27 protein-coding genes are annotated in these 21,715 nt (G+C 70.8%); 11 read left to right on the forward strand and 16 right to left on the reverse strand.

Annotated features, from left to right (window positions below; all coding sequences use genetic code 11):
* Window positions 1-129 precede the first annotated feature (129 nt).
* The gene (locus ACHAAC_RS13675; RefSeq protein WP_435716834.1) at window positions 130-801 is read left to right on the forward strand and encodes a DedA family protein; all 672 of its coding nucleotides are present in this window, start codon (window positions 130-132) and stop codon (window positions 799-801) included.
* 34 nt (window positions 802-835) lie between these two features.
* On the opposite strand, the gene ACHAAC_RS13680 is transcribed toward ACHAAC_RS13675, so the two are convergent.
* The gene (locus ACHAAC_RS13680; RefSeq protein ID WP_435716835.1) at window positions 836-1,147 is read right to left on the reverse strand and encodes a hypothetical protein; all 312 of its coding nucleotides are present in this window, start codon (window positions 1,145-1,147) and stop codon (window positions 836-838) included.
* Window positions 1,148-1,398: 251 nt separating this feature from the next.
* On the opposite strand from ACHAAC_RS13680, the gene ACHAAC_RS13685 reads away from it, so the two are divergent.
* The 7 genes from ACHAAC_RS13685 to ACHAAC_RS13715 all read left to right on the forward strand — a co-directional run bounded on the left by ACHAAC_RS13685 (window position 1,399) and on the right by ACHAAC_RS13715 (window position 6,798).
* The gene (locus tag ACHAAC_RS13685) at window positions 1,399-1,830 is read left to right on the forward strand and encodes an SRPBCC family protein (RefSeq protein ID WP_435716836.1); all 432 of its coding nucleotides are present in this window, start codon (window positions 1,399-1,401) and stop codon (window positions 1,828-1,830) included.
* Between the two features lie 113 nt (window positions 1,831-1,943).
* Window positions 1,944-2,312 (forward strand): ArsR/SmtB family transcription factor, encoded by a 369-nt coding sequence (locus tag ACHAAC_RS13690; RefSeq protein ID WP_435716837.1) that lies wholly within the window; start codon window positions 1,944-1,946, stop codon window positions 2,310-2,312.
* Window positions 2,309-2,749, forward strand: a complete 441-nt coding sequence (locus tag ACHAAC_RS13695) for a methyltransferase family protein (RefSeq protein ID WP_435716838.1) — start codon at window positions 2,309-2,311, stop codon at window positions 2,747-2,749. Before ACHAAC_RS13690 ends, ACHAAC_RS13695 begins: the two co-directional genes overlap by 4 nt.
* Window positions 2,750-2,835: 86 nt before the next feature.
* Window positions 2,836-3,438 carry a cation diffusion facilitator family transporter gene (locus tag ACHAAC_RS13700; RefSeq protein ID WP_435716839.1) on the forward strand — a complete coding sequence of 201 codons (603 nt, stop codon included), beginning with the start codon at window positions 2,836-2,838 and terminating at the stop codon, window positions 3,436-3,438.
* Window positions 3,439-3,743: 305 nt separating this feature from the next.
* Window positions 3,744-3,929 (forward strand): hypothetical protein, encoded by a 186-nt coding sequence (locus ACHAAC_RS13705; protein WP_435716840.1) that lies wholly within the window; start codon window positions 3,744-3,746, stop codon window positions 3,927-3,929.
* 158 nt (window positions 3,930-4,087) lie between these two features.
* A complete protein-coding gene (locus ACHAAC_RS13710) occupies window positions 4,088-5,614 on the forward strand; it encodes an FAD-dependent oxidoreductase (RefSeq protein WP_435716841.1) in 1,527 nt (508 codons plus the stop codon).
* The gene (locus ACHAAC_RS13715; protein WP_435716842.1) at window positions 5,611-6,798 is read left to right on the forward strand and encodes an alcohol dehydrogenase catalytic domain-containing protein; all 1,188 of its coding nucleotides are present in this window, start codon (window positions 5,611-5,613) and stop codon (window positions 6,796-6,798) included. Before ACHAAC_RS13710 ends, ACHAAC_RS13715 begins: the two co-directional genes overlap by 4 nt.
* A gap of 67 nt (window positions 6,799-6,865) precedes the next feature.
* On the opposite strand, the gene ACHAAC_RS13720 is transcribed toward ACHAAC_RS13715, so the two are convergent.
* Both ACHAAC_RS13720 and ACHAAC_RS13725 read right to left on the reverse strand, forming a co-directional pair.
* Window positions 6,866-7,315, reverse strand: coding sequence for an SRPBCC family protein (locus tag ACHAAC_RS13720; protein ID WP_435716843.1), 450 nt, complete (start codon window positions 7,313-7,315; stop codon window positions 6,866-6,868).
* Window positions 7,316-7,383: 68 nt separating this feature from the next.
* Entirely contained in the window at window positions 7,384-8,034 is a 651-nt protein-coding gene (locus ACHAAC_RS13725) for a sigma-70 family RNA polymerase sigma factor (protein ID WP_435716844.1), read from the reverse strand.
* Window positions 8,035-8,324: 290 nt separating this feature from the next.
* Here ACHAAC_RS13725 and ACHAAC_RS13730 point away from each other — a divergent pair, with 290 nt between their 5' ends.
* Entirely contained in the window at window positions 8,325-8,945 is a 621-nt protein-coding gene (locus tag ACHAAC_RS13730; RefSeq protein ID WP_435716845.1) for a methyltransferase, read from the forward strand.
* 40 nt (window positions 8,946-8,985) lie between these two features.
* Here the strand turns inward: ACHAAC_RS13730 and ACHAAC_RS13735 are convergent, their stop codons facing one another.
* A complete protein-coding gene (locus ACHAAC_RS13735; protein WP_435716846.1) occupies window positions 8,986-9,168 on the reverse strand; it encodes a CDGSH iron-sulfur domain-containing protein in 183 nt (60 codons plus the stop codon).
* A complete protein-coding gene (locus tag ACHAAC_RS13740; protein ID WP_435716847.1) occupies window positions 9,165-10,109 on the reverse strand; it encodes an iron-containing redox enzyme family protein in 945 nt (314 codons plus the stop codon). The genes ACHAAC_RS13735 and ACHAAC_RS13740 overlap by 4 nt, the downstream gene beginning before the upstream one ends.
* 717 nt (window positions 10,110-10,826) lie before the next feature.
* Here ACHAAC_RS13740 and ACHAAC_RS13745 point away from each other — a divergent pair.
* Complete coding sequence (locus tag ACHAAC_RS13745) at window positions 10,827-11,552, forward strand: ANTAR domain-containing protein (RefSeq protein WP_435716848.1); 726 nt, start codon at window positions 10,827-10,829, stop codon at window positions 11,550-11,552.
* A gap of 11 nt (window positions 11,553-11,563) precedes the next feature.
* Here ACHAAC_RS13745 and ACHAAC_RS13750 read toward each other — a convergent pair whose 3' ends face one another.
* From ACHAAC_RS13750 to ACHAAC_RS13785, 8 genes are all read right to left on the reverse strand, one after another.
* Window positions 11,564-11,986, reverse strand: a complete 423-nt coding sequence (locus ACHAAC_RS13750) for a pyridoxamine 5'-phosphate oxidase family protein (RefSeq protein WP_435716849.1) — start codon at window positions 11,984-11,986, stop codon at window positions 11,564-11,566.
* A gap of 82 nt (window positions 11,987-12,068) precedes the next feature.
* On the reverse strand, window positions 12,069-12,371 hold the full coding sequence (locus tag ACHAAC_RS13755; RefSeq protein WP_435716850.1) for a hypothetical protein: 303 nt from the start codon (window positions 12,369-12,371) through the stop codon (window positions 12,069-12,071).
* Between the two features lie 20 nt (window positions 12,372-12,391).
* Window positions 12,392-12,688, reverse strand: a complete 297-nt coding sequence (locus ACHAAC_RS13760; RefSeq protein WP_435716851.1) for a WhiB family transcriptional regulator — start codon at window positions 12,686-12,688, stop codon at window positions 12,392-12,394.
* A 215-nt stretch (window positions 12,689-12,903) separates the two neighbouring features.
* Window positions 12,904-13,332, reverse strand: a complete 429-nt coding sequence (locus ACHAAC_RS13765) for a hypothetical protein (RefSeq protein ID WP_435716852.1) — start codon at window positions 13,330-13,332, stop codon at window positions 12,904-12,906.
* Between the two features lie 54 nt (window positions 13,333-13,386).
* Window positions 13,387-14,472 carry an alkene reductase gene (locus tag ACHAAC_RS13770; protein WP_435716853.1) on the reverse strand — a complete coding sequence of 362 codons (1,086 nt, stop codon included), beginning with the start codon at window positions 14,470-14,472 and terminating at the stop codon, window positions 13,387-13,389.
* Between the two features lie 148 nt (window positions 14,473-14,620).
* Window positions 14,621-15,445: a hypothetical protein gene (locus ACHAAC_RS13775; protein WP_435716854.1), complete on the reverse strand. Its 825-nt coding sequence runs from the start codon at window positions 15,443-15,445 to the stop codon at window positions 14,621-14,623.
* A gap of 52 nt (window positions 15,446-15,497) precedes the next feature.
* Entirely contained in the window at window positions 15,498-16,265 is a 768-nt protein-coding gene (locus ACHAAC_RS13780; RefSeq protein WP_435716855.1) for an SCO1664 family protein, read from the reverse strand.
* Entirely contained in the window at window positions 16,262-16,810 is a 549-nt protein-coding gene (locus tag ACHAAC_RS13785) for a DUF3090 domain-containing protein (protein WP_435716856.1), read from the reverse strand. Before ACHAAC_RS13785 ends, ACHAAC_RS13780 begins: the two co-directional genes overlap by 4 nt.
* Window positions 16,811-16,982: 172 nt before the next feature.
* Here ACHAAC_RS13785 and ACHAAC_RS13790 point away from each other — a divergent pair, with 172 nt between their 5' ends.
* Window positions 16,983-18,356: a DUF222 domain-containing protein gene (locus ACHAAC_RS13790; RefSeq protein ID WP_435716857.1), complete on the forward strand. Its 1,374-nt coding sequence runs from the start codon at window positions 16,983-16,985 to the stop codon at window positions 18,354-18,356.
* 57 nt (window positions 18,357-18,413) lie between these two features.
* On the opposite strand, the gene ACHAAC_RS13795 is transcribed toward ACHAAC_RS13790, so the two are convergent.
* The 3 genes from ACHAAC_RS13795 to ACHAAC_RS13805 all read right to left on the reverse strand — a co-directional run bounded on the left by ACHAAC_RS13795 (window position 18,414) and on the right by ACHAAC_RS13805 (window position 21,696).
* On the reverse strand, window positions 18,414-19,106 hold the full coding sequence (locus ACHAAC_RS13795; RefSeq protein ID WP_435716858.1) for a histidine phosphatase family protein: 693 nt from the start codon (window positions 19,104-19,106) through the stop codon (window positions 18,414-18,416).
* 50 nt (window positions 19,107-19,156) lie between these two features.
* Window positions 19,157-20,704 (reverse strand): ABC1 kinase family protein, encoded by a 1,548-nt coding sequence (locus ACHAAC_RS13800; protein ID WP_435716859.1) that lies wholly within the window; start codon window positions 20,702-20,704, stop codon window positions 19,157-19,159.
* Between the two features lie 68 nt (window positions 20,705-20,772).
* Complete coding sequence (locus tag ACHAAC_RS13805) at window positions 20,773-21,696, reverse strand: AEC family transporter (protein ID WP_435716860.1); 924 nt, start codon at window positions 21,694-21,696, stop codon at window positions 20,773-20,775.
* Window positions 21,697-21,715: the final 19 nt, after the last annotated feature.

The raw sequence follows: 21,715 nt of genomic DNA on the forward strand, positions 1-21,715 counted from the left end.
TCTCAGTGTGCGTCCGGCGTGAAATGACGTTTGTCATCGAGATGGCGTGAGGTCTCGGGCCTCGACTCTTGACACTTCGCACTACCGGCGGGCCCGCCGAGACGGCGACGGTGGAGCCATGACTGCTGCATGGACGATGATCGATCCGGCACGGGCTGCCGGCGTGCGCCCGGGAGCGTCCTGATGGGCCTCGCACCGCTGCTGGGGTTCGCGTTCGCCCTCGCGGAGTCTGGGATCGGGCTGGGCGCCGTCCTGCCGGGCGAAGTGGCGATATCTGGCCTCGCTGCCCTCGATCGTGGACCGGTCGCCGCGGTCGCGCTCGTCGTCGCGGTCGCCTCGGGAGCCGTCGTGGGGGACCACCTCGGATACGGTCTGGGTCGCTTCGCGGGAGTCAGGGTGCGCGGCTCCCGGATGGTGGCACGCTTGGGCGTCGATCGGTGGGACCGGGCGTCCTCGTTCATCCGACGCCGTGGCTTCTGGGCCGTGCTCGTGAGCCGGGTCCTCCCTGTCGTGAGGACGGTCACTCCGGTGGTGGCGGGGGCAGGACGGCTGCGATACCCGATCTTCCTGCTGGCCTCGGTCCTCGGCGCTATCCTCTGGGCGACCCTCTGGGTCGGCGTGGGGGTGTCGGCCGCGACCACCGGCCTCCTGGACAGCCCCGTCGCCTGGGTCGTCCTCTCGGCTGTCGCCGGCGTCGGCCTGGCCGTCCGGGTCCTGCGCAGGCGGTCCTCCGTGGCAGTGCCCACCCGTGAGCATCGAGACCAGGCCGATCGTGCGGCGGCCCTCGCCGGCTCGAGCTGATGTCCCTCGGGCGAGGTCGACGAGGCCCCAGCCGTCAGATGCTGCCCCTGCGCTCGATGACGAGGACACGCGCCTGCGGGGTGGGATGGGCGACGTGCTCGTCGCCCGGCTCGGCGAAGCAGACGAGCCCGGGCACGAGTCGCCGGACCACCTCGTCACCAGCGTGCCGGTAGTGCATGTCGACGGCGCCGTCGAGGACGACGAAGACCTCGGGCCCGTCGTTGACGTGCCACACGTAGGGCTCGTCGGTCCAGTGCATGCGGATCGTCGCGTCCTGGATGGAGGCGATGTCGAGGGCGTCCCAGGCGCGGTCGGCGGTGTACGTGCGGGCGTCGAAGAACTGCATGCTGGACTCCAGTCAGAGGTGTGGGTGTGGGTGTGGGCCGTGCTCCACGGCATGAGGCTTCCGACGGCGCTGTGCACGCAGCGGCTCAGGGGATTGGTGTCACGTCCCCAGCGTGCTGACCCGGCGCCCGGACGACCAGAGGCATGAGCGTCTCGATCCATCGGCATCCTGCCAAGCAGTGCTCGTGCGCCGCGTCGTGGCGCGACGATGCTCGACTCGCGCCGGGGGCAGGTCGCACGCAGGCTGGAGGCATGACAACCATCAGCAGAACCTTCACCGTGACGCCCCAGCCCCAGGTGGTCCTGGACTACCTGAAGGACTTCTCCCACGCGACGGAGTGGGACCCGGGAACGGAGTCCTGCACACGCCGCGACTCCGGCCCGGTCGTCGTGGGCAGCTCGTGGGACAACACCTCCAAGATCGCCGGGGTCTCCACCGAGCTGGTGTACGAGCTCCTGGAGCTGACCGACGCCAAGGTGGTCTTCAAGGGCGAGAACGAGACCGCCTCGACGATCGACGACATCACCGTCCTGCCCCACGAGGGCGGCAGCGAGATCACCTACGAGGCCGTGATCGAGATGAAGGGCGCGGCCAAGCTGGCGACCCCGGGCGTCAAGCTCCTCTTCGAGAAGATCGGCACGGACACCGAGGAGGACATGACCACGGTCCTCAACCGGCTGTGACAGCGCGAGCTCGAACCGAGGAAGGGCCTTTCACCTCCGGAGGATCTCCCGGTCAAAGGTCGCGGACGCTCTCTCGCCCAAATTGATACAGCACATCATGTATCGTGCTCGTCATGCCTTCCGTGACCTTGAGCCATGCCGCCGCGATGACGCGCCTGGGGAACGCACTGTCGGACCAGACCCGCACGAGGATCCTGATGTGCTTGCGCGAGGCTCCGGCGGTTCCGTCGGACCTGGCTGAGTCGCTGGGCGTGAGTCGACAGGTGATGTCGAACCAGCTGGCCTGCCTTCGGGGGTGTGGCTTGGTCGAGAAGGTGCAGGACGGTCGGAACAGCTGGTACCGCCTGGCCGACCCCGTCCTCGCGGAGGTCTTGGGGTCGATGCTGGAGCTCGTCCTCGAGGTCGAGCCCGACTGCTGCTCACCCGGCGGCTGCACCTGCGGCATCGAGGCGGACCTGCAGCTCGACTCGGGGCCTCGATGAGGCCCCAAGCGCCTCCCGGCCTCGTGGCGGTGACATGCGCTCTGGGGCAGGCAGCCCTTTCCCGAGGCCGGCGTTCGACCGCTCTCTCTCGTGTCGGCGCGACAGCGTTGGCCACGGCCTCGTCGATCACGCTCGTCGCAGCCGTGACAACCTTTCGTCGCCGATCGACGACGGTTGATCCTCGACCGGGAGCCGTTCCTTCAGAGCTGGTCACCACCGGCGTCCATCGACGGAGCCGCAATCCGATGTACCTCGGGATGGCCGGAGTGCTCATCGCTCACGCCCTCGGGCGACGCTCACCCCGGGCCCTCATACCGACGGTCGCCTTCGTGGCCTGGATCGATGCCGTGCAGATCCCCGGTGAGGAAGCCTTCCTGCGCACGCACTTCGGTACCCAGTACGAGCAGTACGAGCAGAGCACTCGGCGATGGCTCTGAGCTCCCGACCCGACGCGACCGTAGACCGGGGGCTCACCACCGCACGTCAGGCTCTCCTCCAACGTCGCGTGCGGTGGATCGTGGCGGTGACGATCACGTACAACGTCATCGAGGCCGTCATCGCGATCACCGCTGGACACATGGTCTCCTCCAGTGCGCTGATCGCCTTCGGTCTGGACTCGATCGTCGAAGTCATGTCAGCGGCCGCGGTGGCATGGCAGTTCGCAGGACCCGACCCCGAGGCCCGAGAACGTATCGCGCTCCGTCTGATCGCACTGTCCTTCTTCGGACTCGCGGTCTTCGTCGGCATCGACGCGATGCGCGCACTGCTCGGCGCCCCCGACCCCGACCACTCGACGATCGGCGTCGTCCTGGCCGCCGTGAGCCTGGCGATCATGCCGTTCCTGTCCTGGTTCGAACGCCGCACCGGCCGTGAGCTTGGCTCGTCCTCCGCCGTGGCCGACTCCAAGCAGACCCTGTTGTGCACCTACCTGTCAGCAGTGCTCCTCGTGGGGCTGGTGCTCAACTCCGCGCTCGGATGGGGATGGGCCGATCCGCTCGCGGCCCTCATCATCGCGGGCGTCGCAGCCAAGGAGGGTGTGGACGCCTGGCGCGGCAAGCACTGCTGCACACCGCCGCTGTTCACCGTAGAGAGCTCGGAGTCGACGTGCGCCTCGAGACGCTGTTGAACCAGCCCGCTTCGACACATCCACGTTCGACGTCCGAGATGCCCGAAGCATGAGCGGTGGTCCAGCCTTCGGTGCGGGGAGACTCTTGACCGGAACGCTCGGTAGAGGCCCTTCGGCTCGTCGGCAAGTCCCACAGCGACCACCCCAGATCATCGTCACGTCCTCCTCGCCGGTCCTGCCGGTCACCCGCGCGCCAGCGTCCTCTGCCGGCGCGGCGTTCCCCTCGGGCGGGCCCCTCGACGGCGCCGGCCCGCCTCGACGTCGCCTCCGTGCATGTTCGCGGTGGCACGGGGTACACCGGATGCATGAAGTTCTTCTCCAAGCGCACGAAGTCCGGACCCGGGGCCGACGAGAGTGCCCCGGTCAACCCGGCCACATCGCCCGACACCGAGCCCGACACCGACGAGCCGCCGGTCGAACCGTCCGCGAACGCAGACGCGAACGCGCCCGCCGACTCAGAGGACGACGGCGCCGGACCCTCGAACAGCTGATCCCGGACCGCCCGGGCTCACGTCGCCGGGGCGCTCGTCCCCGTGCTGCATGCGCCCGGCGCGAAGGGGTACCTCATCCCCACCAGACAGGACGGAATCTCCATGCGCAGCACCGGTCACCGGACCAGCACGATCCTGATCCCTCGAGGTGAGACCTGATGGCGAGAGCGACGTTCTGGGAGCAGCGCCACGCTCGCTTCCACCCGCCGGCCGTCGAGCCCCTGGACAGCTATGACGACGTCGTCGTGGGCGCCGGTGCCGTGGGCCTGGCGGCCGCGGCCGAGCTTGCCGCCCGGGGCCGACGCGTCGTGGTCCTGGAGGCACACGAGACCCTGGGGGACGGCAACACCGCCCGCTCCACCGGCAAGCTCAGCCTGTTGCAGGGCACCCGCTTCTCCTCGATCGAGAAGGCCGGCGGACCGGATGCGGCTCGTGCCTACCTGACGACCTGTCGCGAGGGCGTCGACTGGGTCGAGGGCGTGCTCGACCGGTGGGACGTCCCGGTGCAACGCCGGCCCGCGGCCACCTGGGCCGTCGAGCAGAGCCAGATCCCGTCGACGCGTGCCGAGGACGAGGCGGCGCGCCGAGCGGGACTGACGACCCGGTGGCAGCGGGAGGTCCCCGGAGGCCTGCCCGGTCACGGAGCGGTCGTGCTGGAGGACCAGTGGCAGGTCGACGCGCTGCAGTACACGGAGGGACTGTGTCGTGAGGCGGTCTCCGCGGGAGCCCACGTCCTCCTCGGCCGTCGAGTGCGGTCCGTCGGCAAGGGGAGCCCTGTGACGGTGACGTGCGAGGACGGCCTCGAGCTCGTGGCCGCCCAGGTGCTGCTCGCCACCGGTGCCCCCATCCTGGATCGCAGCGTCGCCTTCGCCACCACCAAGGCGCAGCGGTCCTACATCCTGGCCTTCGAGCGAGCGTCGGACTTCGAGCCGATGACGCTCTCCGCGGGCGCGCCGGGCCTCTCGTTGCGCGGCGCTCCGGGGGACGGGACGCAGTCGCACGTCGTGCTGGTGGGTGGCCACGGTCACCCCGTCGGGCGCGAGCACCCGGCCGGACAGCACCTGGAGTCACTGCGGCAGTGGACCCACACCTACCTGGACGTGGGCGCGGAGCTCGCCGCCTGGTCGGCTCAGGACTACATGAGCCCCGACTCCCAGCCCCTCGCGGGCCGGGTCCCGGGACCGGCGCCGGTGCACGCGGTGACCGGGTTCGGCAAGTGGGGTCTGCTCGCCGGGATCGGCGTGGCACGCCGCCTCGCCACGGCCATCGCCGACGGTGCGGACGTGCCCTCGGTCCCCTCCGGTCGCCTCCTGCGGCCCGGGTCGATGCTCGCCGTCGCCGGGTGGAACGCCGAGGTCGGAGCCCACCTCACGTCCGGCTGGGCCGGCGCGCAGACGCGCGCCGCCGCGCCGCCGGGGGAGGGGCAGGGAGTCGTCAGCCGGGGGCTGCGTCCCGACGCCACCTCGACCGTCGACGGGTGCCGACGGACGGTGTCGGCGGTCTGTCCACACCTGGGCGGCATCGTCCGTTGGAACGACGTGGAGCAGTCGTGGGACTGCCCACTGCACGGCTCCCGCTTCGCCGCGGACGGCCGTGTGCTCGAAGGCCCCGCGACCCGGGGCCTGACCCCCGACCACCCGACGCCCGACGACGTGGCGCCGACGACGGAAGGAGAATCTCGATGAAGGCAGCAACATGGCAAGGAAAGCGCGACGTCCAGGTGCTGGAGGTGCCCGACCCGCAGGTCCAGGACGCCGACGACATCGTGATCCGAGTGACGACGACCGGCCTGTGCGGCTCGGACCTGCACCTGTACGAGGTGCTCGGCCCGTTCATGCACCAGGGCGACGTCATGGGTCACGAGACGATGGGCGAGGTGGTCGAGAAGGGCAGCGCCGTCGACTCGCTGGAGATCGGGGACCGGGTCGTCATCCCGTTCCAGATCGCGTGTGGGCACTGCTTCATGTGCGAGCGCGGCCTGCAGACGCAGTGCGAGACCACGCAGGTCCGCTCCAGCGGGATGGGTGCCGCGCTCTTCGGGTTCAGCTCGCTCTACGGCAGCGTTCCCGGTGGGCAGGCGGAGTACCTGCGCGTGCCACACGCGAACTACGGCGCCATCCGCGTCACCGAGGACCTGCCTGACGAGCGCTACGTCTACCTGTCCGACGTGCTGCCGACCGCCTGGCAGGGAGTGCGTTACGCCGACGTCCACGAGGGCGACACGCTCGCCATCGTCGGGCTCGGACCCATCGGCGACATGGCCGCCCGCCTCGCCCTGCACCAGGGGATCCGCGTGATCGGCCTCGACCTCGTCCCCGAGCGGCTCGCCCGGGTCCAGGCTCGCGGCGCCGACGTGGTGAACGTGCAGGAGGGCGACCCGGTGGAGGCCGTGCAGGCCCTGACGTCGGGCCGCGGCGCCGACGGAGTCATCGACGCCGTCGGCATGGAGGCCCACGGCTCGCCAGGACCGTCCGTGCTGCAGAAGGCCGTGGGGCTGCTTCCCGGCCCGGTCGCTCGAATGGCGATGCGCACCGGCAGCGTGGACCCCCTGTCGGCGCTCCACCTCGCCACGAGCCTGGTCCGCCGCGGTGGGACGGTGTCCATCTCCGGTGTCTACGCCGGCACGATGGACCCGATGTCGCTGCAGTACCTCTTCGACCACCAGGTCACGCTGCGGATGGGGCAGGCCAACGTTCGCCGATGGGTGGAGGACCTCGTCCCGCTGGTCGAGCGCTCCGACGACCCCCTCGGCCTGGAGTCGTTCGCGACGCACCGGCTCCCGCTGGCGGACGCGGCCCACGCCTACGACATCTTCCAGCGCAAGGCCGACGGGGCGGTGAAGGTCGTCTTCAAGCCTGCCGGCGGCTGAGCGGCCGGACATGACGACGGCGCCGCGACCGGAGGGTCACGGCGCCGTCGTCGTCCCGGGCAGCCAGTCACACGTCGCCGCGCCAAGCGCCCGTCTCGTGCCCGTCGCGGGCCTCGATGAAGTCCTTGAAGCGGAGCAGGTCGCCCTCGATCCTCGCCTCGAGCAAGCCGCTCGCGTCCCCGACCTTCTCCACGAGCCCCTCGGGGTCGATCGTCATGTGGGCCGTGACGCGGGTGTGGTCGCCGTCGATCGGTTCGAAGGTGATGGTCCCGTCGTGCTGCGGACCGTCGTCGGACCGCCAGGACACGAGGCGGTCGGGCTGCTGGTCGGTGATCGTGGCGTCGAACTCACGGCTGACCGGCCCGACGGAGATCTTCCATCGCAGGTGGACGTCGTCGACCTGGCGGACCTCGTCCACGCCGTCCATGAACTCCGGGAACGACGCGAACTGCGTCCACTGGTCGTACACGCTGCGCAGGCCGACGGCGACGTCGACCGACTGGGTGATGGTGCTCATCGTGACTCCTCTCGTGGGTGCGGGCGGTGTGCCCGATGGTGCAAGGATGACGCGCGAACCGGTGCTGCTCACGCGGCAGCGCGCTGGAGCCGACCGAGCAGGGTCGACAGACGGCGCGAGACCTGCATCTGGCTGATGCCGAGCCGCATCCCCATCTCCTTCTGGGTCATCTCGTCCATGAACCGCCACTGCAGGAGCCGGCGCTCGTCGTCGGTCAGGTCGCGGCACAGTGCCCGGAACGTCACCCACTCATCGGCCCGCTGGAATCCGGGCTCCTCGAGGGCGAACGGATGCCCGGCCTCCTGCGCGGCCTCGGTCGAGTCGCAGGTGAAGCACCCCCTCGCCCCCATGGCCTCGCGGACCTCGTGGGCCGGTTCGCCGAGCCGCAGGGCCACGCTGCGGTAGTCGTCGTCGCGGGGGTGGACCTCCCACTCGGCGTTGATCTGCGCCTGGAGCTCCTGCAGGCGGCGGGGCGGACGGACGTCCCAGGCCTTGTCGCGGAAGTGCCGCTTGAGCTCACCGCGGATGGTGGCAGCGGCGAACGGCGCGAACGCACCGCGCTCCTCGTCGTAGCTCTGGGCCGCCTTCACCAGGGCGAGGCGGGCGACCTGCTCCAGATCCTCGGACTCGACGCCGCGGCCGCGGAAGACGCGGGCCAGGCGGGACGCCATCGTGAGGTGGTCGAGGATGAGATCGTCGTGCTCGAGGGCATGAGCCATCAGGACTCCCGAAGGGTGGGTGGTGCCGGATGGCTGTGGCTCAACCACTTCCCACCATGCTCCCGAACCGGCGACCAGGCAAGTCGAGCCGGCGACCCGGTGGGCACCGTCCCCACGGGCGGCTGCGCGGGCCCCGGCCGAATCGGTGGGCGCCGGGACGTGAGCCCGCAGGGTTGCGGGGTACACCTCCTGCAGCGGCCCTGTTGAGACCACAGCAGGGCCGCGCTCACTCATCGCGTCCACTCATCGCGACCGCGCATGAGGACGAGGGCTCTGGGTACCCCACCCACATGCCCCTCGAGACGATGGACTTCGGCCCACTGCGCGTGGTCCACGACGCCTCGGTCCTGACACCCAGGCCCTGGACCCTCGCCCAGTCGGAGTGGGCGCGGCGCCTGCTCGATGAGCTGCCCTCCGGATCGGTGCTGGAGCTCTGCGCCGGCGTCGGGCACATCGGACTCGCTGCGGTGCACGGCACCGGTCGCGCTCTCGTGCTCGTCGACCGTGACGAGCACGCCTGCGAGCTGGCACGGGTCAACGCCGAGGGGGCCGACCACCCGGTCGAGGTCCGTCACGGCACGGCAGCCACCGTCATGGCCGATGACGAGCGCTTCGCCCTGGTGATCGCGGATCCGCCGTGGGTGCCGTCCGCCGGCACGGGGCAGTTCCGGGAGGACCCGGTGTGGGCCATTGACGGTGGCCCTGACGGCCTGGACATCGCCAGGGAGTGCGTCGACGTCATCGGGCGTCACCTGCTCCCTGACGGCCATGCCCTGCTGCAGCTCGGCACGTCGGAGCAGGCCGATGCCCTGGAGCTCGATCTGGACTCGGCCGACCTGGCGATCTGCCGGCGGGCCGCGTTCGACCGCGGTGTGCTCGTCCTGATCGAACGACGCAACATCTCCGACTAGGCGGACGCGGCGGCCCGGCGAGGCCGGGCCGCCGGTCGTCTCAGGACCGTGACCTGCGCTCGCGCTCCGCGAGGACCTTGTGCGTCCCGTCGCACCACGGCGCCCGTGCGCTGGCCTCGCAGCGGCAGATCGCCACGACGGGACGTTGGGCGCGCGTGGTCGCGCCCGCGGCGTCCACCACGAATCCGACGCCTCGCACGAGACGCGGTCCCGGGACGCTCATGCCGGACTCATCGCTGCGAGCAGGTCGTTCCCGGCCCGCGCCTCGAGCTCGAGGCAGACGAAGGCGCCGAAGAGGACCTCCCGCTCGGCCTCGGGCTCCTCGGCGATCATGCGCCCACAGATGTCGTCCATCGCCAAGAGCTCGTGGACGGCGTCGGCCTCGACGTGCTCGTCGTAGTAGCGCACCACGGCCTCGTCGAGGTCCAGCCGGCGCAGGCCGCGCACGATGTCGGCGCACGGCAGGGAGCTCGAGGCCTCGAACGCGGCCAGGTGGCCCATCGCGGCGTGGCGCAGCCGGCGGCGCAGGCAGAACATCGAGAGGGCGTTGCTGATCTCGAGGGTGCTGGTGGTCGCCCGGTCGATGTGGGCGCCGTAGGACGGATCCAGGCCGGCGGCCTCCAGGGCGTCGGCGAACAGCTGGGAGTGGACGCGCTCGGGGTGCCCGTTGCCCAGCTCGTCGTACTGCAGCTCGGCGAGTGCCGCCTTGGGCCCGGCGCTCAGGCGGGGCAGCACGAAGCAGTGCGGATCCGCCTCCTTGAGGTGGTTGATGCTCTTCTGCACCAGGATCTCCCGGACGTCGTCGACGGTGGCGTGATCGCGCACGAAGCCGGCCACCCCCGGGCCTTGCGCGTGATGGTCCAGCAGTGCTTGGACGGTGGCGGGACCGGTCCAGGACTCGAAGTCCGCTCGCAGGCGGCCCTCCAGCGTGCGCTCCAGCCGGCCACGCAGGCGCAGGAGGTCGGGGTCCCACTCCATGTCGTCGTCGACCTCGTCGAAACCCCGGTAGAAGAGCTCGAACAGCATCCACAGCGCCAACGCCTCGTCGTCGGCCCGGATGTCCGGGTGCACCGTCGACGTCAGGACGCTCGACTGCGTGTCCCCGGATGCCAGTCGGTCGCGCACGGAGCGGCTCAGAGGCCCCCTGGGCTCGGGGAGCCTCATGCGTCAAGACCCTCAGCGGTGCACGGGGCCGGGTGGTCCGCCCCGGCGGGGGAGGTGGAGATCATCATGTCCCGGGAGTACCCAGAAGCTCCCCCACGATGCATGGCGTTTGACGTCGTTCGCCGCGGGTACGAGAACGCTGGAAGGACGCGGTGCTGCCAAGGCTTGCGCAGTCGGCGGCATCGTCGTCCTTCCACCATTGGCGCCGGCCCGACCGCGCCGAAGAGGTCATGCCGAAGGAGAAGGACATGAAGGCCACGTCCGGTGATGTCGTCGCGAGCGCTGCACCCCTCCCGTCCGACAGGACCGGTCTTGTCATCGATCTCCACGACGCACAGGACCGTGCCTACCTCCGGAACCCCGCATCGGTCCTGCCGGCCGTGGTCGTGTGCCTGCTCGCGAGCGACGCCGAACCACCTGACTGGTTCGACCCGCCCGCACGGAAGCCGGACGTGCAGTGCGTCCTCGTCGTGGTGCGCACCCCGGCGCGGGCGGGGGCGTCCGCGACACGTGCACGCAGCCCACGGATGGTGGGTTCAGTCGTGGACGAGGCGTTCACAGCCGCCGCTGCAAGGCTGCTGGGCACCGGTCCGAGCGTGACGTCACCCGTCCCCGGGGTGACGAGCCTTTCGGTGCATTCGTGAAGGTCTGCGATACTCAGGATCCCACCCTGCGGTCCAGACGTGTGGTGGGTGCTGCCCGACCTGTGGAGGACCCTTGATCTCACCGAACGACCTGTCGTTGGCGCGGCTCGCGGCCGAGCTGGCAGAGACGAGGACCTTCGGGGCGTCCGTCAAGCACATCGTCGACTTCGCGGCCGAGACGTTCGGTACCGATCACGCCGCGATCCTCCTGATCCGCGAGGAGGGGAAGACGTTCGAGTCGAGCGGCACCAGCACGCCCGTCGCGAAGGCGGTCGACGCTCTCCAGACCTCCTTGCACGAGGGGCCTTGCGTCGATGCGGCCGTCGAGAGCCGCATGGTGGTGGCGAACGATCTCTCCGAGGACCCGCGCTGGCCCCGCTGGGCCTCCGCGGTCGTGGATCTCGGGATCCGGAGCGTCCTGTCGACCGAGCTGCACGCCGGCGGTCGGCGGATCGGGGCCCTGAACATCTTCGACCTGCGGCCTCGCGAGTTCACCCGCGAGGAGATGGAGCTCGCCCAGCTGCTCGCCTACCACGCGTCCGCCGCGCTCCGAGCGGCTCGGGAGATCGAGGGCCTGACCATCGCGCTGGACTCCCGCAACGTCATCGGTCAGGCCCAAGGCATCCTGATGGAGCGCTACGGCGTCGACGGTGACCGCGCGTTCGCGATCCTGCGCCGCTACTCCCAGGACCACAACATCAAGCTCATCGAGGTGGCCAAGGGCCTCATCCGGTCCTCGGACCTGCCGACCGAGCCGTCGTCCCCGCCTGGTGACTCAGGCTCCCCGGCCGGCGACTGACCCGTCAGGAGTCAGCGGTCGTGGACGCGTCGCCCCTGGATCGTCCGGGGCGTCAGCGCGATCAACAGCTCTCTCTCGCCACCGGCCCAGGGGCGCAGCCTGGGGTCGGCAAGGACCTCCTCGCGCACCGCGGGGTCCTGCACGGTGGCAGCGGAGCCCTTCACGACGACGCTCCATCCGTCTCGAGAGACGGTTCCGTGGTGGTCGACCTCGAAGGCGACGTCCGGCGCGTCCACCAGGTTCGCGAGGGGGCCGTGCTCGCTCGTGCGGAAGTAGACGACGTCGTCCTTGACGACGAAGTTGAGGGGGAGGAGCTGCTGGCCGGAGTCGTCGACGAAGGCCACGCGACCGACGGTGGTCGTGCCGAGCAGCTCGCGACACTCCACGCCGTCCAGCTCGTGGAGTCCGTCGTGGTGGTCGGCCTGGCTCGGCATGGTGTCTCCTCGGCGTCGGGTGGCACTGTCGATGCTCCTCCTGCGCCGCCCGGAGGACAACTCGGTCCGGGGGTCGGGCCGATCAGGCTGCTCGTTCTCCCGTGGGCCGTGGCACGGCGGTGGCGTCGCGCCGATCGGCACCTGACCCGTGCACCTGGTCGAGACGAGCGTCGATGCCGACCGTCTCGACGGCCAGGCGTACCGAACGCATCAGCGTCGGGTCGTCCCGGGTCTCGACGATGAGGTAGCTGCGGAGGCCGTCCCCGGACTCCACCACGTGCTGGTGCTCTCCCAGCAGGGCCACCTCCAGCATCGCCCGCGCTGGCCCGAAGCCGGCCGGGTCGGTGGTGGAGAAGATCTGGATCGACCACGCGTCGCAGTCCATCGACGACCTGTGCGCCGCGCTCACGAGGCGACTCGCTGTCGGTCGGACTCCTTCAGGATCTCCGTGCGCTCGCGCTCGGTGAGCCCGCCCCACACGCCGTAGGGCTCCCGGGCCTCCAGGGCATGTTGACGGCACTGATCGATCACGGGGCACGTCGCGCAGATGGCCTTGGCCGCACCCTCCCTGTCGCTGCGGGCGGTGCCGCGCTCGGCGTCGGGGGAGAAGAAGCGGGCCGAGTCCAGGCCCATGCAGGCGCCCTCGTACTGCCACTCGTAGGAGGACTGCAGGACCTTGGGGAGTCGGGAGAGGTTCGCCATCGAGATCAGTCCTTCGCGCAGGGAGGCGGGGGTGCCTGAGACCAACCTAGACAAACTTGTTCAACTGGACAACACAATGAACAAGTTTTTTCCCACGGGTCGAGGTGACGCATGTCTCGGGCGAAGGTGGTGCAGGACCTCGGCGTCCAGGGAGACCGTGCTCGCGGGCTCGGAGAGGCCGCCCGACTCCGCAGGATCGAGCTGGCTGGGGTGCGTCACTCGACGAGCCGGCCGCGGGCGAACGCCTGCAACCTCATGCACACCGTGTTCACGTGGTGTCGCAGCCAGAACGTGGCCGCAGGGCCGAACGCGCCCGAGGTCGCGTCGGCTGAGTAGGTGACCAGGCAGCCCTGTGGATGCTCGGCGAGCAGGAGGTGCTCCTCCAGCGTGGCCATCGTCGTGCAGGTGGTCAGCGAGAGCAGCTCAGACGGCTCGAAGGTCGTGACGATGACGTTGGCCTCGATCGGTTCCTGCCCGGCGTCGTGCACGCAGAGGTAGGACGCCGCCGGCTGGAGCTGGTCACCCTGGGTCGAGATGCAGCTGCCGAGCGGGCTCCACTGGTCCAGGCTCTCCAGGACGACCAGCTCGGCCCAGAGCTGTTCGCACGTCAGGCCCGAGATGATCTCGTGGCCGGAGATGAGCATCACTCGACGGTAGTCGCGCGACGAGGCCGTCGCACGTCGTGCGGGACGCCCTGGTCAGGCGGTCGAGGCCCCGTCCAGGAACGGGTAGTCGGTGTAGCCCTTCGCGCCGCCGCCGTAGAAGGACGCGGGATCCGGCTCGTTGAGCTCGGCACCGGACTTCCAGCGCGCAGCCAGGTCGGGATTGGCCAGGAACGGCCGTCCGACGGCCACCAGGTCGGCCAGGTCGCCGTCGATGACCTGCTGCACCTCGGCCAGGTCGGTCACGTCGGCGAACCCGGTGTTCGCGATGAGCGTGCCACCGAAGCGGGTGCGCAGGTCCTTGACCAGGTCCGACGCCGGGTCGGCCAGGACGCTGAGGTAGGCGAGCCCGAGCGGTGCGAGAGCGTCGACGAGGTGCCCGTACGTGTCCGCCACGTCCGTCGGGTCCTCCTCGATGGCGCCCTGGACGTTGTGCGCCGGGGAGATCCGGATGCCGACGCGGTCGCCGCCGATGGCGTCGGCGACGGCCTCGGCGACCTCGATGACCAGGCGGGCGCGCTTCTCCGGCGAGCCGCCGTGGGTGTCGGTGCGCTCGTTGGCCGAGGGGGCGAGGAACTGGTGCAGCAGGTAGCCGTTGGCCGCGTGCAGCTCCACCCCGTCCAGGCCTGCCGCGACGGCGCAGCGGGCGGCGTGGACGAACTCCTGGACGATGCTCGCAAGCTCGTTGGTCTCCAGGGCGCGGGGCACGGCATGCTCGACCTTGCCCTCGGCAGTCACGATCACGCCCGGGGTCTGGATGGCGCTGGGGGCGACGGTCTCGAGGCCGCCCTTGTTGGCCGGGTGGGCGATGCGTCCGGCGTGCATCAGCTGCACGACGATGTGGCCGCCCTCGGCATGGACCGCGTCGGCCACGGCCCGCCAGCCCTCGACCTGCTCGGGCGTGTGGATGCCGGGGGTGTCCAGGTAGCCCTGACCGACGGCGCTGGGCTGGGTGCCCTCGCTGATGACGAGACCGGCACCGGCGCGCTGCGCGTAGTGGGTGGCGGCGAGATCGCCCGGCACCTGGCCCTCGCCCGCGCGGTTGCGGGTCAGCGGGGCCATCACGAAGCGCTGCGGCAGGTCCCACGTCCCGACCTTGATCGGCTCGAACACGTCACTCATCGATTGCTCCTCACGTCCTGGTGCCGCGGCGGTGGACACCGTGAAGGTTCAACAACCTCATCGGGCCACGATTCCATCCACGGCTGTGGTCCTCGCGACACCCTGGGAGCGGAACATGTCCGGCTTCCGGCGTGTTGGCGTGGTCGCGCTACGCCTCGCCGTGGGCGTAGCCCTGGCGGAAGGTCGGGAACGCCGGTTCCCAGCCGCTCGAGCGGAGCAGGGCGTTGGACAACCGCTTGCCGTGCCCGCGGGCCGGGTCGGCCGGTGGGGGAGTCGGCGCTCCGAGCCGCTCGGCCAGGAACGCGGCGACCTCGCCGAGCTGTGCCGGTTCGTCGTCGGTGCCGAGGTAGAGACGGGCGGGCTGCTCCTCGCGGGTCAGGAGGTGGACGACGGCAGCCGCGGCGTCGTCGCGGTGGATGCGGTTGGTCCAGCGGTGGGGGTCCTGGATGCGGCCCTCGCGCACACGGTCCTGCAGGTTCCGGCTGCCGTGGCCGTACAGACCGGAGAGCCGCAGGACGGTGCCCGTCGGGACACGCTGCACGAAGTGCCGCTCGGCCTCCAGCAGCATGCGGCCCGGGCCGTCGGCCGGACGAGGTGGTGTGTGCTCGTCCGTGGGGGCGTCGCCGTCCTGGGAGCCGAGGACTGCGGTGGAGGAGACCAGCACGGCGCGGCGCGGCACCTGTCCGGCTCGATCGAGGGCGTCGAGGGCTCGGCCCATCCCCTCGACGTAGGTCGCCCGGTAGGAGTCCTCCGTGCGGGGCCGTGCGGTGAGGGCCACGACGAGGAGCCCGAGGTCGAGGTCGGGCAGGCGCGGGGCCTCGCGCGTCAGGTCGACCGCCAGTCCGTGCAGCGGGGCCGGGACCCGTGCGACGTCGCGGCGAATGGCCGCGACCTCGTGCCCGAGGTCGACCAGCCGCAGCCCGATGTCGGACCCGAGCTCTCCGCAACCGACGAGCAGCACGTCCGAGGTCATGGCAGGAGGCTACGTGGGGGACCGGGAGGCGGCTCGTCGGGCGAGGGCTTCGTCAGAACGGCGGCCAGGGGACGGCGGGCATCTCCCCGGCGGGCTCGGGGAAGGCTCGAAGGGCGAGCAGGTGGTCGCAGCGTGCGACGAGCGCCGTCACCTCGGTCTCGGTGAGCAGCGCTCGAAGGGCCTTGCCGAGGGGCCCGTCCAGCAGGTCGCGGACGCGTTGCACGCCGTCCACCTCGTCGTCGGTCAGCGGCTCGCCGAGCCAGCCCCAGAGCACCGTGCGCAGCTTGTGGTCGGTGTGGAAGGTCAGGCCGTGGTCGATGCCGTGCCGGTGACCGTCGGTCATCTCCAGCACGTGCCCACCCTTGCGGTCGGCGTTGTTGGTGACGACGTCCAGCACTGCCATGCGACGCAGGGCGGGGGAGTCCTCGTGGACGAGGGAGACGGCGGTGTTGTGGCCGTCGACGCCGTCGAAGACGTGCTTCCATCCCGAGGGCACCGTCCCCTCCGGGACGATCGTCACGGCCTCCTGCTCCACGTCGGGCTCACGCCACAGCTGAACCATGCCGACGCCGTGCGGCCCCTCGCGCAGCCAGGTGGGTGGCACGACGTCCCAGCCGAACGCCTCCGACACGACGAAGGCCGCGACCTCGCGACGCGCCAGGTTGCCGTCGGGAAAGTCCCAGAGTGGGCGCTCTCCCGCCACCGGCTTGTAGACGACGGTGACCCCGTCGATCTCCCCGACGAAGGTGGCGTTGGACGCCGGCATGATCCGACCGGTCAGCGCGAGCTCTCCGTCCGGCAGGTCCAGGCCACCGCTCACTGGAACTCGTCGGGCAGCGTGCAGACGTGGTCGGGGTCCATCGGCACCTTGCACAGCGAGCAGATGGGGCGGCCGGCGCCGACCACCTCACGGGTGCGCTTGGCGAAGGCTCGGGCCGCTCCGACGGGGATGCGCACGACGAAGACCTCCGCGGGCTCGGACTCGTCGGCGTCGATCGCCTCGTCGTCCACGACCGGAAGGGGGAACGCCTCGATCACGACCTGAGCGGTGGTGGGGTCCCACCCCAGGCTCATGACCCCGGTACGGAAGTGCTCGACGACCGGCTGGTCGAGCGGATCGTTGTCCACGAGGCCGTCGGGAGTGAGGGCCGGGATGCTGAAGGGGTTGCCGTCCTCGGCCATGAGCGAGTCGAGCACCTCCTCCAGGCGCTCGGCCAGGGCGGCCGCCTGCTCCTTCTCCAAGGCGATCGACATCATCTCCTCACCCGCCCGGGCCTGGAGGTAGAACGTTCGCTCCCCGGGGTTGCCGACGGTGCCGACGACGAAGCGGTCGGGCCAGTCGAATCCGTGGACGGTGGTGGCCATGCCTCCATGCTAGGACGAGGTGCCGACCTCCACCGTGCGCCGGGGGCACCGTCGCTGTGCCGGGGGCTGGGATTGTGGCCCACAGGTCGGTTTCATGGCTGTGGTGGGTGTCGGTGGTGGGTTCTATGATGGGAACATCCACTCGATAACGGATGTTCGGAGGCAGAGCCCGATGGCCGCACCCCTGCTGGAGCAGCAGCCCGTCACCGCTGGTGACGTGGTGGCGACGCTCGCGCGGGTGCATGCCCTGCTCGATGCGCTTCCCACTCAGGTGTACTCGGGTCTGGCGGGCCGGGAGCAGCGTGAGGCGGCTGGCTCGCTGGCGAGGCTCAAGGCCCGAGTGACTGCTCATGAGCTGGCGGCCGTGGCCGCGGTGGAGTCCTCCGGAGCGGCCCGTCGCGAGGGCGCGAGCAGCACCGGCTCCCTGTTGGCTGGTGACTTCGGCCGGGACCGTCGTGGTGCCGATGCCGTGGTGCGACAGGCCAAGCAGATCACCACGACGCCCCAGACCCATCAGGCGATGGCCAACGGATGCTTGAGTGCGCGGCAGGTGAGGTCGATCAGCCGGGCCCTGGACCAGCTCCCCAAGACCGTCACCCCTGTGCAACGTGAGGCGTGTGAGACGCAGCTGGTCGAGGACGCACCCCGGATGGACCTCAAGCTGTTCGAGCGCCACGCCGACCGGGTCGTGGGCCACTTCCTCACCACCACCGAGGACGAGACCGGGGACAAGTCCGACCTGGATGCAGCGGAGAACAATCTCGTTGCGGCGCGTGAGAAGCGAGCCTGGGACAACGCCGACTTCTGGATGGGCCCGGCCGTGGACGGGCTGGTCAAGGGCGGATTCACCATCCCGGAAGCCCAAGCCGCCCACCTTCGGGTCGCGATGGACGCCCTGTGCGCACCCCAGGTCGAGATCGCCAGCCCCACGCGACTCTCCCGAAGGTCCGGCGAGGTCCTCCTCGACGAGCGACCGAGCTACCGGACCCGGCAAGGCTGGGCCTTCACCTACCTGTGCGAGCTCCTGCCCACCGAGAAGCTGCCCGAGACCAACAACCTCGGACCGATCCTGACCATCAACCTCGACCACCAGACGCTCATCGAGAAGATGAAGGTGGCGACGCTGTCGACCGGCGAGAGGATCTCCGCCGGCCAAGCCAGGCGGATGGCGTGTGAGCACCGGTTGCTTCCCGCGGTCCTCGGCGGTGAGTCGCTCCCGCTGGACCTGGGACGCGACAAGCGACTCTTCACCCTCCACCAGCGCCAAGGCCTCGCCCTGCGCGACCGCGGCTGCGTCTTTCCCGGCTGCGACAGACCACCCGGCTGGTGCGTCGCCCACCACGCAAGACGCACCTGGGCCGACGGCGGCGGCACCGACCTTCAGGACGGCGTCCTCCTCTGCCCCCACCACCACCGCATCCTGCACGCCGACGGCTGGGACATCACCTTCAACGAACGCGGACACCCCGCCCTCGTCCCGCCACCCACGCTCGACTCCCGACGACGACCGAGACTGCACGACCGCTTCAGGCCCGTCACGGTCTGACCGCAGGAGAGCTCTGCCCGGGGCCTCGGGCGTCGTCCGGGTGCGCCGGTGGGCCGGTCAGGTGGTGGCGTGGCCGGCGCCACCGCCGACGGCGGCGTCCGTGGTGGGTGCGGCCGCGGCCAGCCAGGAGAGGTCGCCGGCGTCCGTGTTCATCAGGACGACCGTGGGGCGGGCGCTCGAGTAGTGCACGATCGAGACCGAGGCAGGGTTGACGCTGATGCGCTGGAACAGGTCCAGGTGCATGCCGAGGGCGTCGGCGAGGACCGCCTTGATGATGTCGCCGTGACTCACCGCAGCCCAGACCGCGCCGGACCCGTGCTCGGCCTCGAAGGCGGCATCGTTCTCGCGGACGGCAGCCACGGCACGAGCCTGCATCGCGGGCATCGACTCTCCGCCGGGAAAGGTCACGGCAGACGGCTGGTTCTGCACGACGGACCAGAGGTCCTCCTTGGCGAGGTCGGCGAGGGACCGGTCCTGCCAGTCGCCGTAGTCACACTCGTTGACGCCGTTCTCGATCGACAACGGCGTCGGCCCGGACTGACGCTCGAGCACGGCCTGCGCCGTCTCGCGGCAGCGCTCCAGCGGGCTGGAGACGACACCGACGAGCGGTACGGAGGCCAGCCGCTCGCCCGCGCGGGCGACCTGCTCCCGCCCGGTCTCGTCGAGCACGACGCCGGGGGTGCGGCCGGCGAGGACGCCACTGGCATTGGCGGTCGTGCGGCCGTGACGAAGGAGGATGACGGTGGCCATGCCGTGAGCCTAGTCGTGGGTGCCAGCGAGGGTCGGTCGTCCGCGGGTCGCTACGCGCTGGCCTCCAGGCCGAGGATCTGGCCGAATCCCGTGCTCGGGTCGGCCAGCAGGTCCATCAGGATCTCCTGCACGACGGCCAGCACGTCGGCCTCGGGGGCGACGCTGGCGGCGAACCCGGAGAGATAGAGGAGGTTCTTGAAGAAGAGGACGAGGTCCTTGGGCATGCGGAACCCGTTGCGGGCCAGCACCTGCAGCAGGCGACCGAGCGTGATCCCGAGCTGGTCGAACGTGACCTCGCCGCGGGCCCGGTCGGCCAGCAGGTCAAGCTCGACCTGCAGCTCGGCGACCACCTGGGTGACGTCGGCGTCGTGGTCGATGGCACCGAAGGACTGCATGGCTGCGATCTGGCCTGCGGCGTCGCCCCCGGCCCAGGCCGCGAGGTACTGCACGAGGCCGGCACGTTGGCGAGCATCGAGACGCCCGGCGATGCCGAAGTCGACCAGGGAGAACGTGCCGCTCGGCGCGTCGATGAGGACGTTGCCGGCGTGCAGGTCGCCGTGGAAGACGCCGTTCCTGATCGTCGCCTCGACGACACCCTTGATGCCCAGGTGCAGCAGCTCGGCCCCGTCGACCTCCTGGACCGGTCCGAGTCGGGTGTAGGAGATGCCCGGCAGGTGCTCCATGACGAGGACGCGCTCGGTGACCATGCCCGGGAACGGCCGCGGCGTGATCATGTGGTCCGCGCCGAGGGACTCCAGCACGGCGGCGGAGTCCACGAGGTTGGCCGCCTCGAGCCGGAAGTCCAGCTCTTCCAGCGACAGCTGCGCGAACAGCTCCACGAAGCCGGTGAGGTTGGCCGAGCGGGCGGCTCCGTGCAGCCGCTCGGCTGCCGCGGTGGCCAGGGCGAGGGTCTCGATGTCGGCCCGGAAGCGGGCCCGCAGCCCGGGGCGTCGCACCTTGACGACGACCTCGGTCCCGTCCAGGAGCCGGGCGCGATGCACCTGCCCGATCGAGCCGGCGGCGAGAGGCTCGGCGTCGAACCAGGAGAACCGATCGGTCAGGTCGCCGAGCTCGCGCTCGACGACCTGCTGCGCGACCCCGGGCTCCAGCGGTGGTGCCTCGTCCCGGCACCACGCGAACGCCTGCACCCATTCCTGGGGGAGCAGCCCCTCGGCCGTCGCGATGAACTGGCCCAGCTTCACGTAGGCAGGCCCGCCCGCGCGCACCAGGCTCTGGGCGCGCGCGAGGGTGCCGGCGCTGGCGTTGGGCGGCTCGACGCGTAGCCCGGCGGCCGAGGCCACCGCTGCGACGAGGTGGAAGGGAGCGCCCGGCGCCGCCGTCGTGAGGACCCGCAGGCCGGTGCTCAGCAGGCCGACGATCGTGTCCGGCCAGACCCGGGGGCTGGCCAGGCGCTGGGCGTCGCGCGCCACCGTGGCGCGCCGCGCCTGCGCCTCGTGCGTCCAGTGCAGGGACTGCTCGGTCAGGCCGGGCAGTCCGGACAGTCGCTGCGAGGCGCGGATGAGCGCCGTGGTGCTCGGCAGGGGCGGGGGAGTCGTGCACTGCGTCGTGCTCTGCGTCGTGCTCTCGGGCGCGGACATACCGAGAGAATGTCACATACTCCGGGTATGACGCGAGCGTTCGGCCGCGTGCGTCTCGTCACGAGCGTCTACGTGAGCAGGGCGGTGACGACCACGACGGCGGGGACGGAGAGCACCGTCGTGACGAAGACGGCGTCGCGCGCGAGCACCTCGCCCCGCCCGTAGCGGGTGGCGTGCACGAAGATGTTCTGCGCGGTCGGCAGGGCGGCGAGCACCGTCACGGCGAGCAGGGTCTCGTCCTGCGCGCCGAGGGCGAAGCGGGCGACGAGGTAGGCGACCGCCGGCTGCACCACGAGCTTGAGCAGCACGATGGTCGTCAGGACGGCGGGCCCACCCCCGGACCCCGGTCGCGGCCCCAGCCTCAGCGAGATGCCGTACGCGAGCAGCATCCCGGGGACCGCCATGGCGCCGATGAGGGTCAGCGGGTCCTCGACGGGCGGTGGCACGGTCGTGTCGGTCACGGCGAGCGCGAGGCCGAGCAGGGACGCCACGGTGAGCGGGGTGCGGAACGGCCTGGCCACGACGCGACGCCAGGTGGGACGCCCCTCCGCCACCGCCAGGTCCAGCACCGTCAGGGCGATCGGCTGCAGCACGAGCATCTGCAGCAGGAGGGTCGGGGCCACGAGAGCCGCATCGCCGAGCACGTAGGCGGCGATCGGCAGGCCCAGGTTGCCCGCGTTGACGTAGGAGGCGCACAGCGCTCCGATCGTCGACTCCGCCACGGGCTGACGGAACACCAGGACCGCAGCGCCGACGTACAGGAGGGCCGCGACGAGCACCGCGACGCCAGTGGCCACCAGGTTCGTCGAGATCACCGAGTCGACGTCGGTGTCCTGCAGCACCGTGATCAGGAGAGCAGGGCTCGCGACGTAGAACGCCAGCCGGGAGAGCACCTGCTGGGCGGTGAGGTCGAAGAGGCCCAGGTGCGCCAGCAGGGCGCCGAGGGCGATGAGCACGCCGATCGTCGCGAACCCCTCCAGGACTCCTGTCATCACCGACATCCTCACAGGT

This window comes from Aeromicrobium sp. CF4.19 (genome assembly GCF_051262555.1).
In the GTDB taxonomy this organism is placed as follows: Bacteria; Actinomycetota; Actinomycetes; order Propionibacteriales; family Nocardioidaceae; genus Aeromicrobium.

Bases quoted from the DNA above. Each gene is read 5' to 3' on its own strand.
- ACHAAC_RS13675 (WP_435716834.1), top strand. From the start codon at position 130: ATGGACGATGATCGATCCGGCACGGGCTGCCGGCGTGCGCCCGGGAGC.
- ACHAAC_RS13680 (WP_435716835.1), bottom strand. From the start codon at position 1,147: ATGCAGTTCTTCGACGCCCGCACGTACACCGCCGACCGCGCCTGGGAC.
- ACHAAC_RS13685 (WP_435716836.1), top strand. From the start codon at position 1,399: ATGACAACCATCAGCAGAACCTTCACCGTGACGCCCCAGCCCCAGGTG.
- ACHAAC_RS13690 (WP_435716837.1), top strand. From the start codon at position 1,944: ATGCCTTCCGTGACCTTGAGCCATGCCGCCGCGATGACGCGCCTGGGG.
- ACHAAC_RS13695 (WP_435716838.1), top strand. From the start codon at position 2,309: ATGAGGCCCCAAGCGCCTCCCGGCCTCGTGGCGGTGACATGCGCTCTG.
- ACHAAC_RS13705 (WP_435716840.1), top strand. From the start codon at position 3,744: ATGAAGTTCTTCTCCAAGCGCACGAAGTCCGGACCCGGGGCCGACGAG.
- ACHAAC_RS13710 (WP_435716841.1), top strand. From the start codon at position 4,088: ATGGCGAGAGCGACGTTCTGGGAGCAGCGCCACGCTCGCTTCCACCCG.
- ACHAAC_RS13715 (WP_435716842.1), top strand. From the start codon at position 5,611: ATGAAGGCAGCAACATGGCAAGGAAAGCGCGACGTCCAGGTGCTGGAG.
- ACHAAC_RS13720 (WP_435716843.1), bottom strand. From the start codon at position 7,315: ATGAGCACCATCACCCAGTCGGTCGACGTCGCCGTCGGCCTGCGCAGC.
- ACHAAC_RS13725 (WP_435716844.1), bottom strand. From the start codon at position 8,034: ATGGCTCATGCCCTCGAGCACGACGATCTCATCCTCGACCACCTCACG.
- ACHAAC_RS13730 (WP_435716845.1), top strand. From the start codon at position 8,325: ATGCCCCTCGAGACGATGGACTTCGGCCCACTGCGCGTGGTCCACGAC.
- ACHAAC_RS13735 (WP_435716846.1), bottom strand. From the start codon at position 9,168: ATGAGCGTCCCGGGACCGCGTCTCGTGCGAGGCGTCGGATTCGTGGTG.
- ACHAAC_RS13740 (WP_435716847.1), bottom strand. From the start codon at position 10,109: ATGAGGCTCCCCGAGCCCAGGGGGCCTCTGAGCCGCTCCGTGCGCGAC.
- ACHAAC_RS13750 (WP_435716849.1), bottom strand. From the start codon at position 11,986: ATGCCGAGCCAGGCCGACCACCACGACGGACTCCACGAGCTGGACGGC.
- ACHAAC_RS13755 (WP_435716850.1), bottom strand. From the start codon at position 12,371: ATGGACTGCGACGCGTGGTCGATCCAGATCTTCTCCACCACCGACCCG.
- ACHAAC_RS13760 (WP_435716851.1), bottom strand. From the start codon at position 12,688: ATGGCGAACCTCTCCCGACTCCCCAAGGTCCTGCAGTCCTCCTACGAG.
- ACHAAC_RS13765 (WP_435716852.1), bottom strand. From the start codon at position 13,332: ATGCTCATCTCCGGCCACGAGATCATCTCGGGCCTGACGTGCGAACAG.
- ACHAAC_RS13770 (WP_435716853.1), bottom strand. From the start codon at position 14,472: ATGAGTGACGTGTTCGAGCCGATCAAGGTCGGGACGTGGGACCTGCCG.
- ACHAAC_RS13775 (WP_435716854.1), bottom strand. From the start codon at position 15,445: ATGACCTCGGACGTGCTGCTCGTCGGTTGCGGAGAGCTCGGGTCCGAC.
- ACHAAC_RS13785 (WP_435716856.1), bottom strand. From the start codon at position 16,810: ATGGCCACCACCGTCCACGGATTCGACTGGCCCGACCGCTTCGTCGTC.
- ACHAAC_RS13790 (WP_435716857.1), top strand. From the start codon at position 16,983: ATGGCCGCACCCCTGCTGGAGCAGCAGCCCGTCACCGCTGGTGACGTG.
- ACHAAC_RS13795 (WP_435716858.1), bottom strand. From the start codon at position 19,106: ATGGCCACCGTCATCCTCCTTCGTCACGGCCGCACGACCGCCAATGCC.
- ACHAAC_RS13800 (WP_435716859.1), bottom strand. From the start codon at position 20,704: ATGTCCGCGCCCGAGAGCACGACGCAGAGCACGACGCAGTGCACGACT.
- ACHAAC_RS13805 (WP_435716860.1), bottom strand. From the start codon at position 21,696: ATGACAGGAGTCCTGGAGGGGTTCGCGACGATCGGCGTGCTCATCGCC.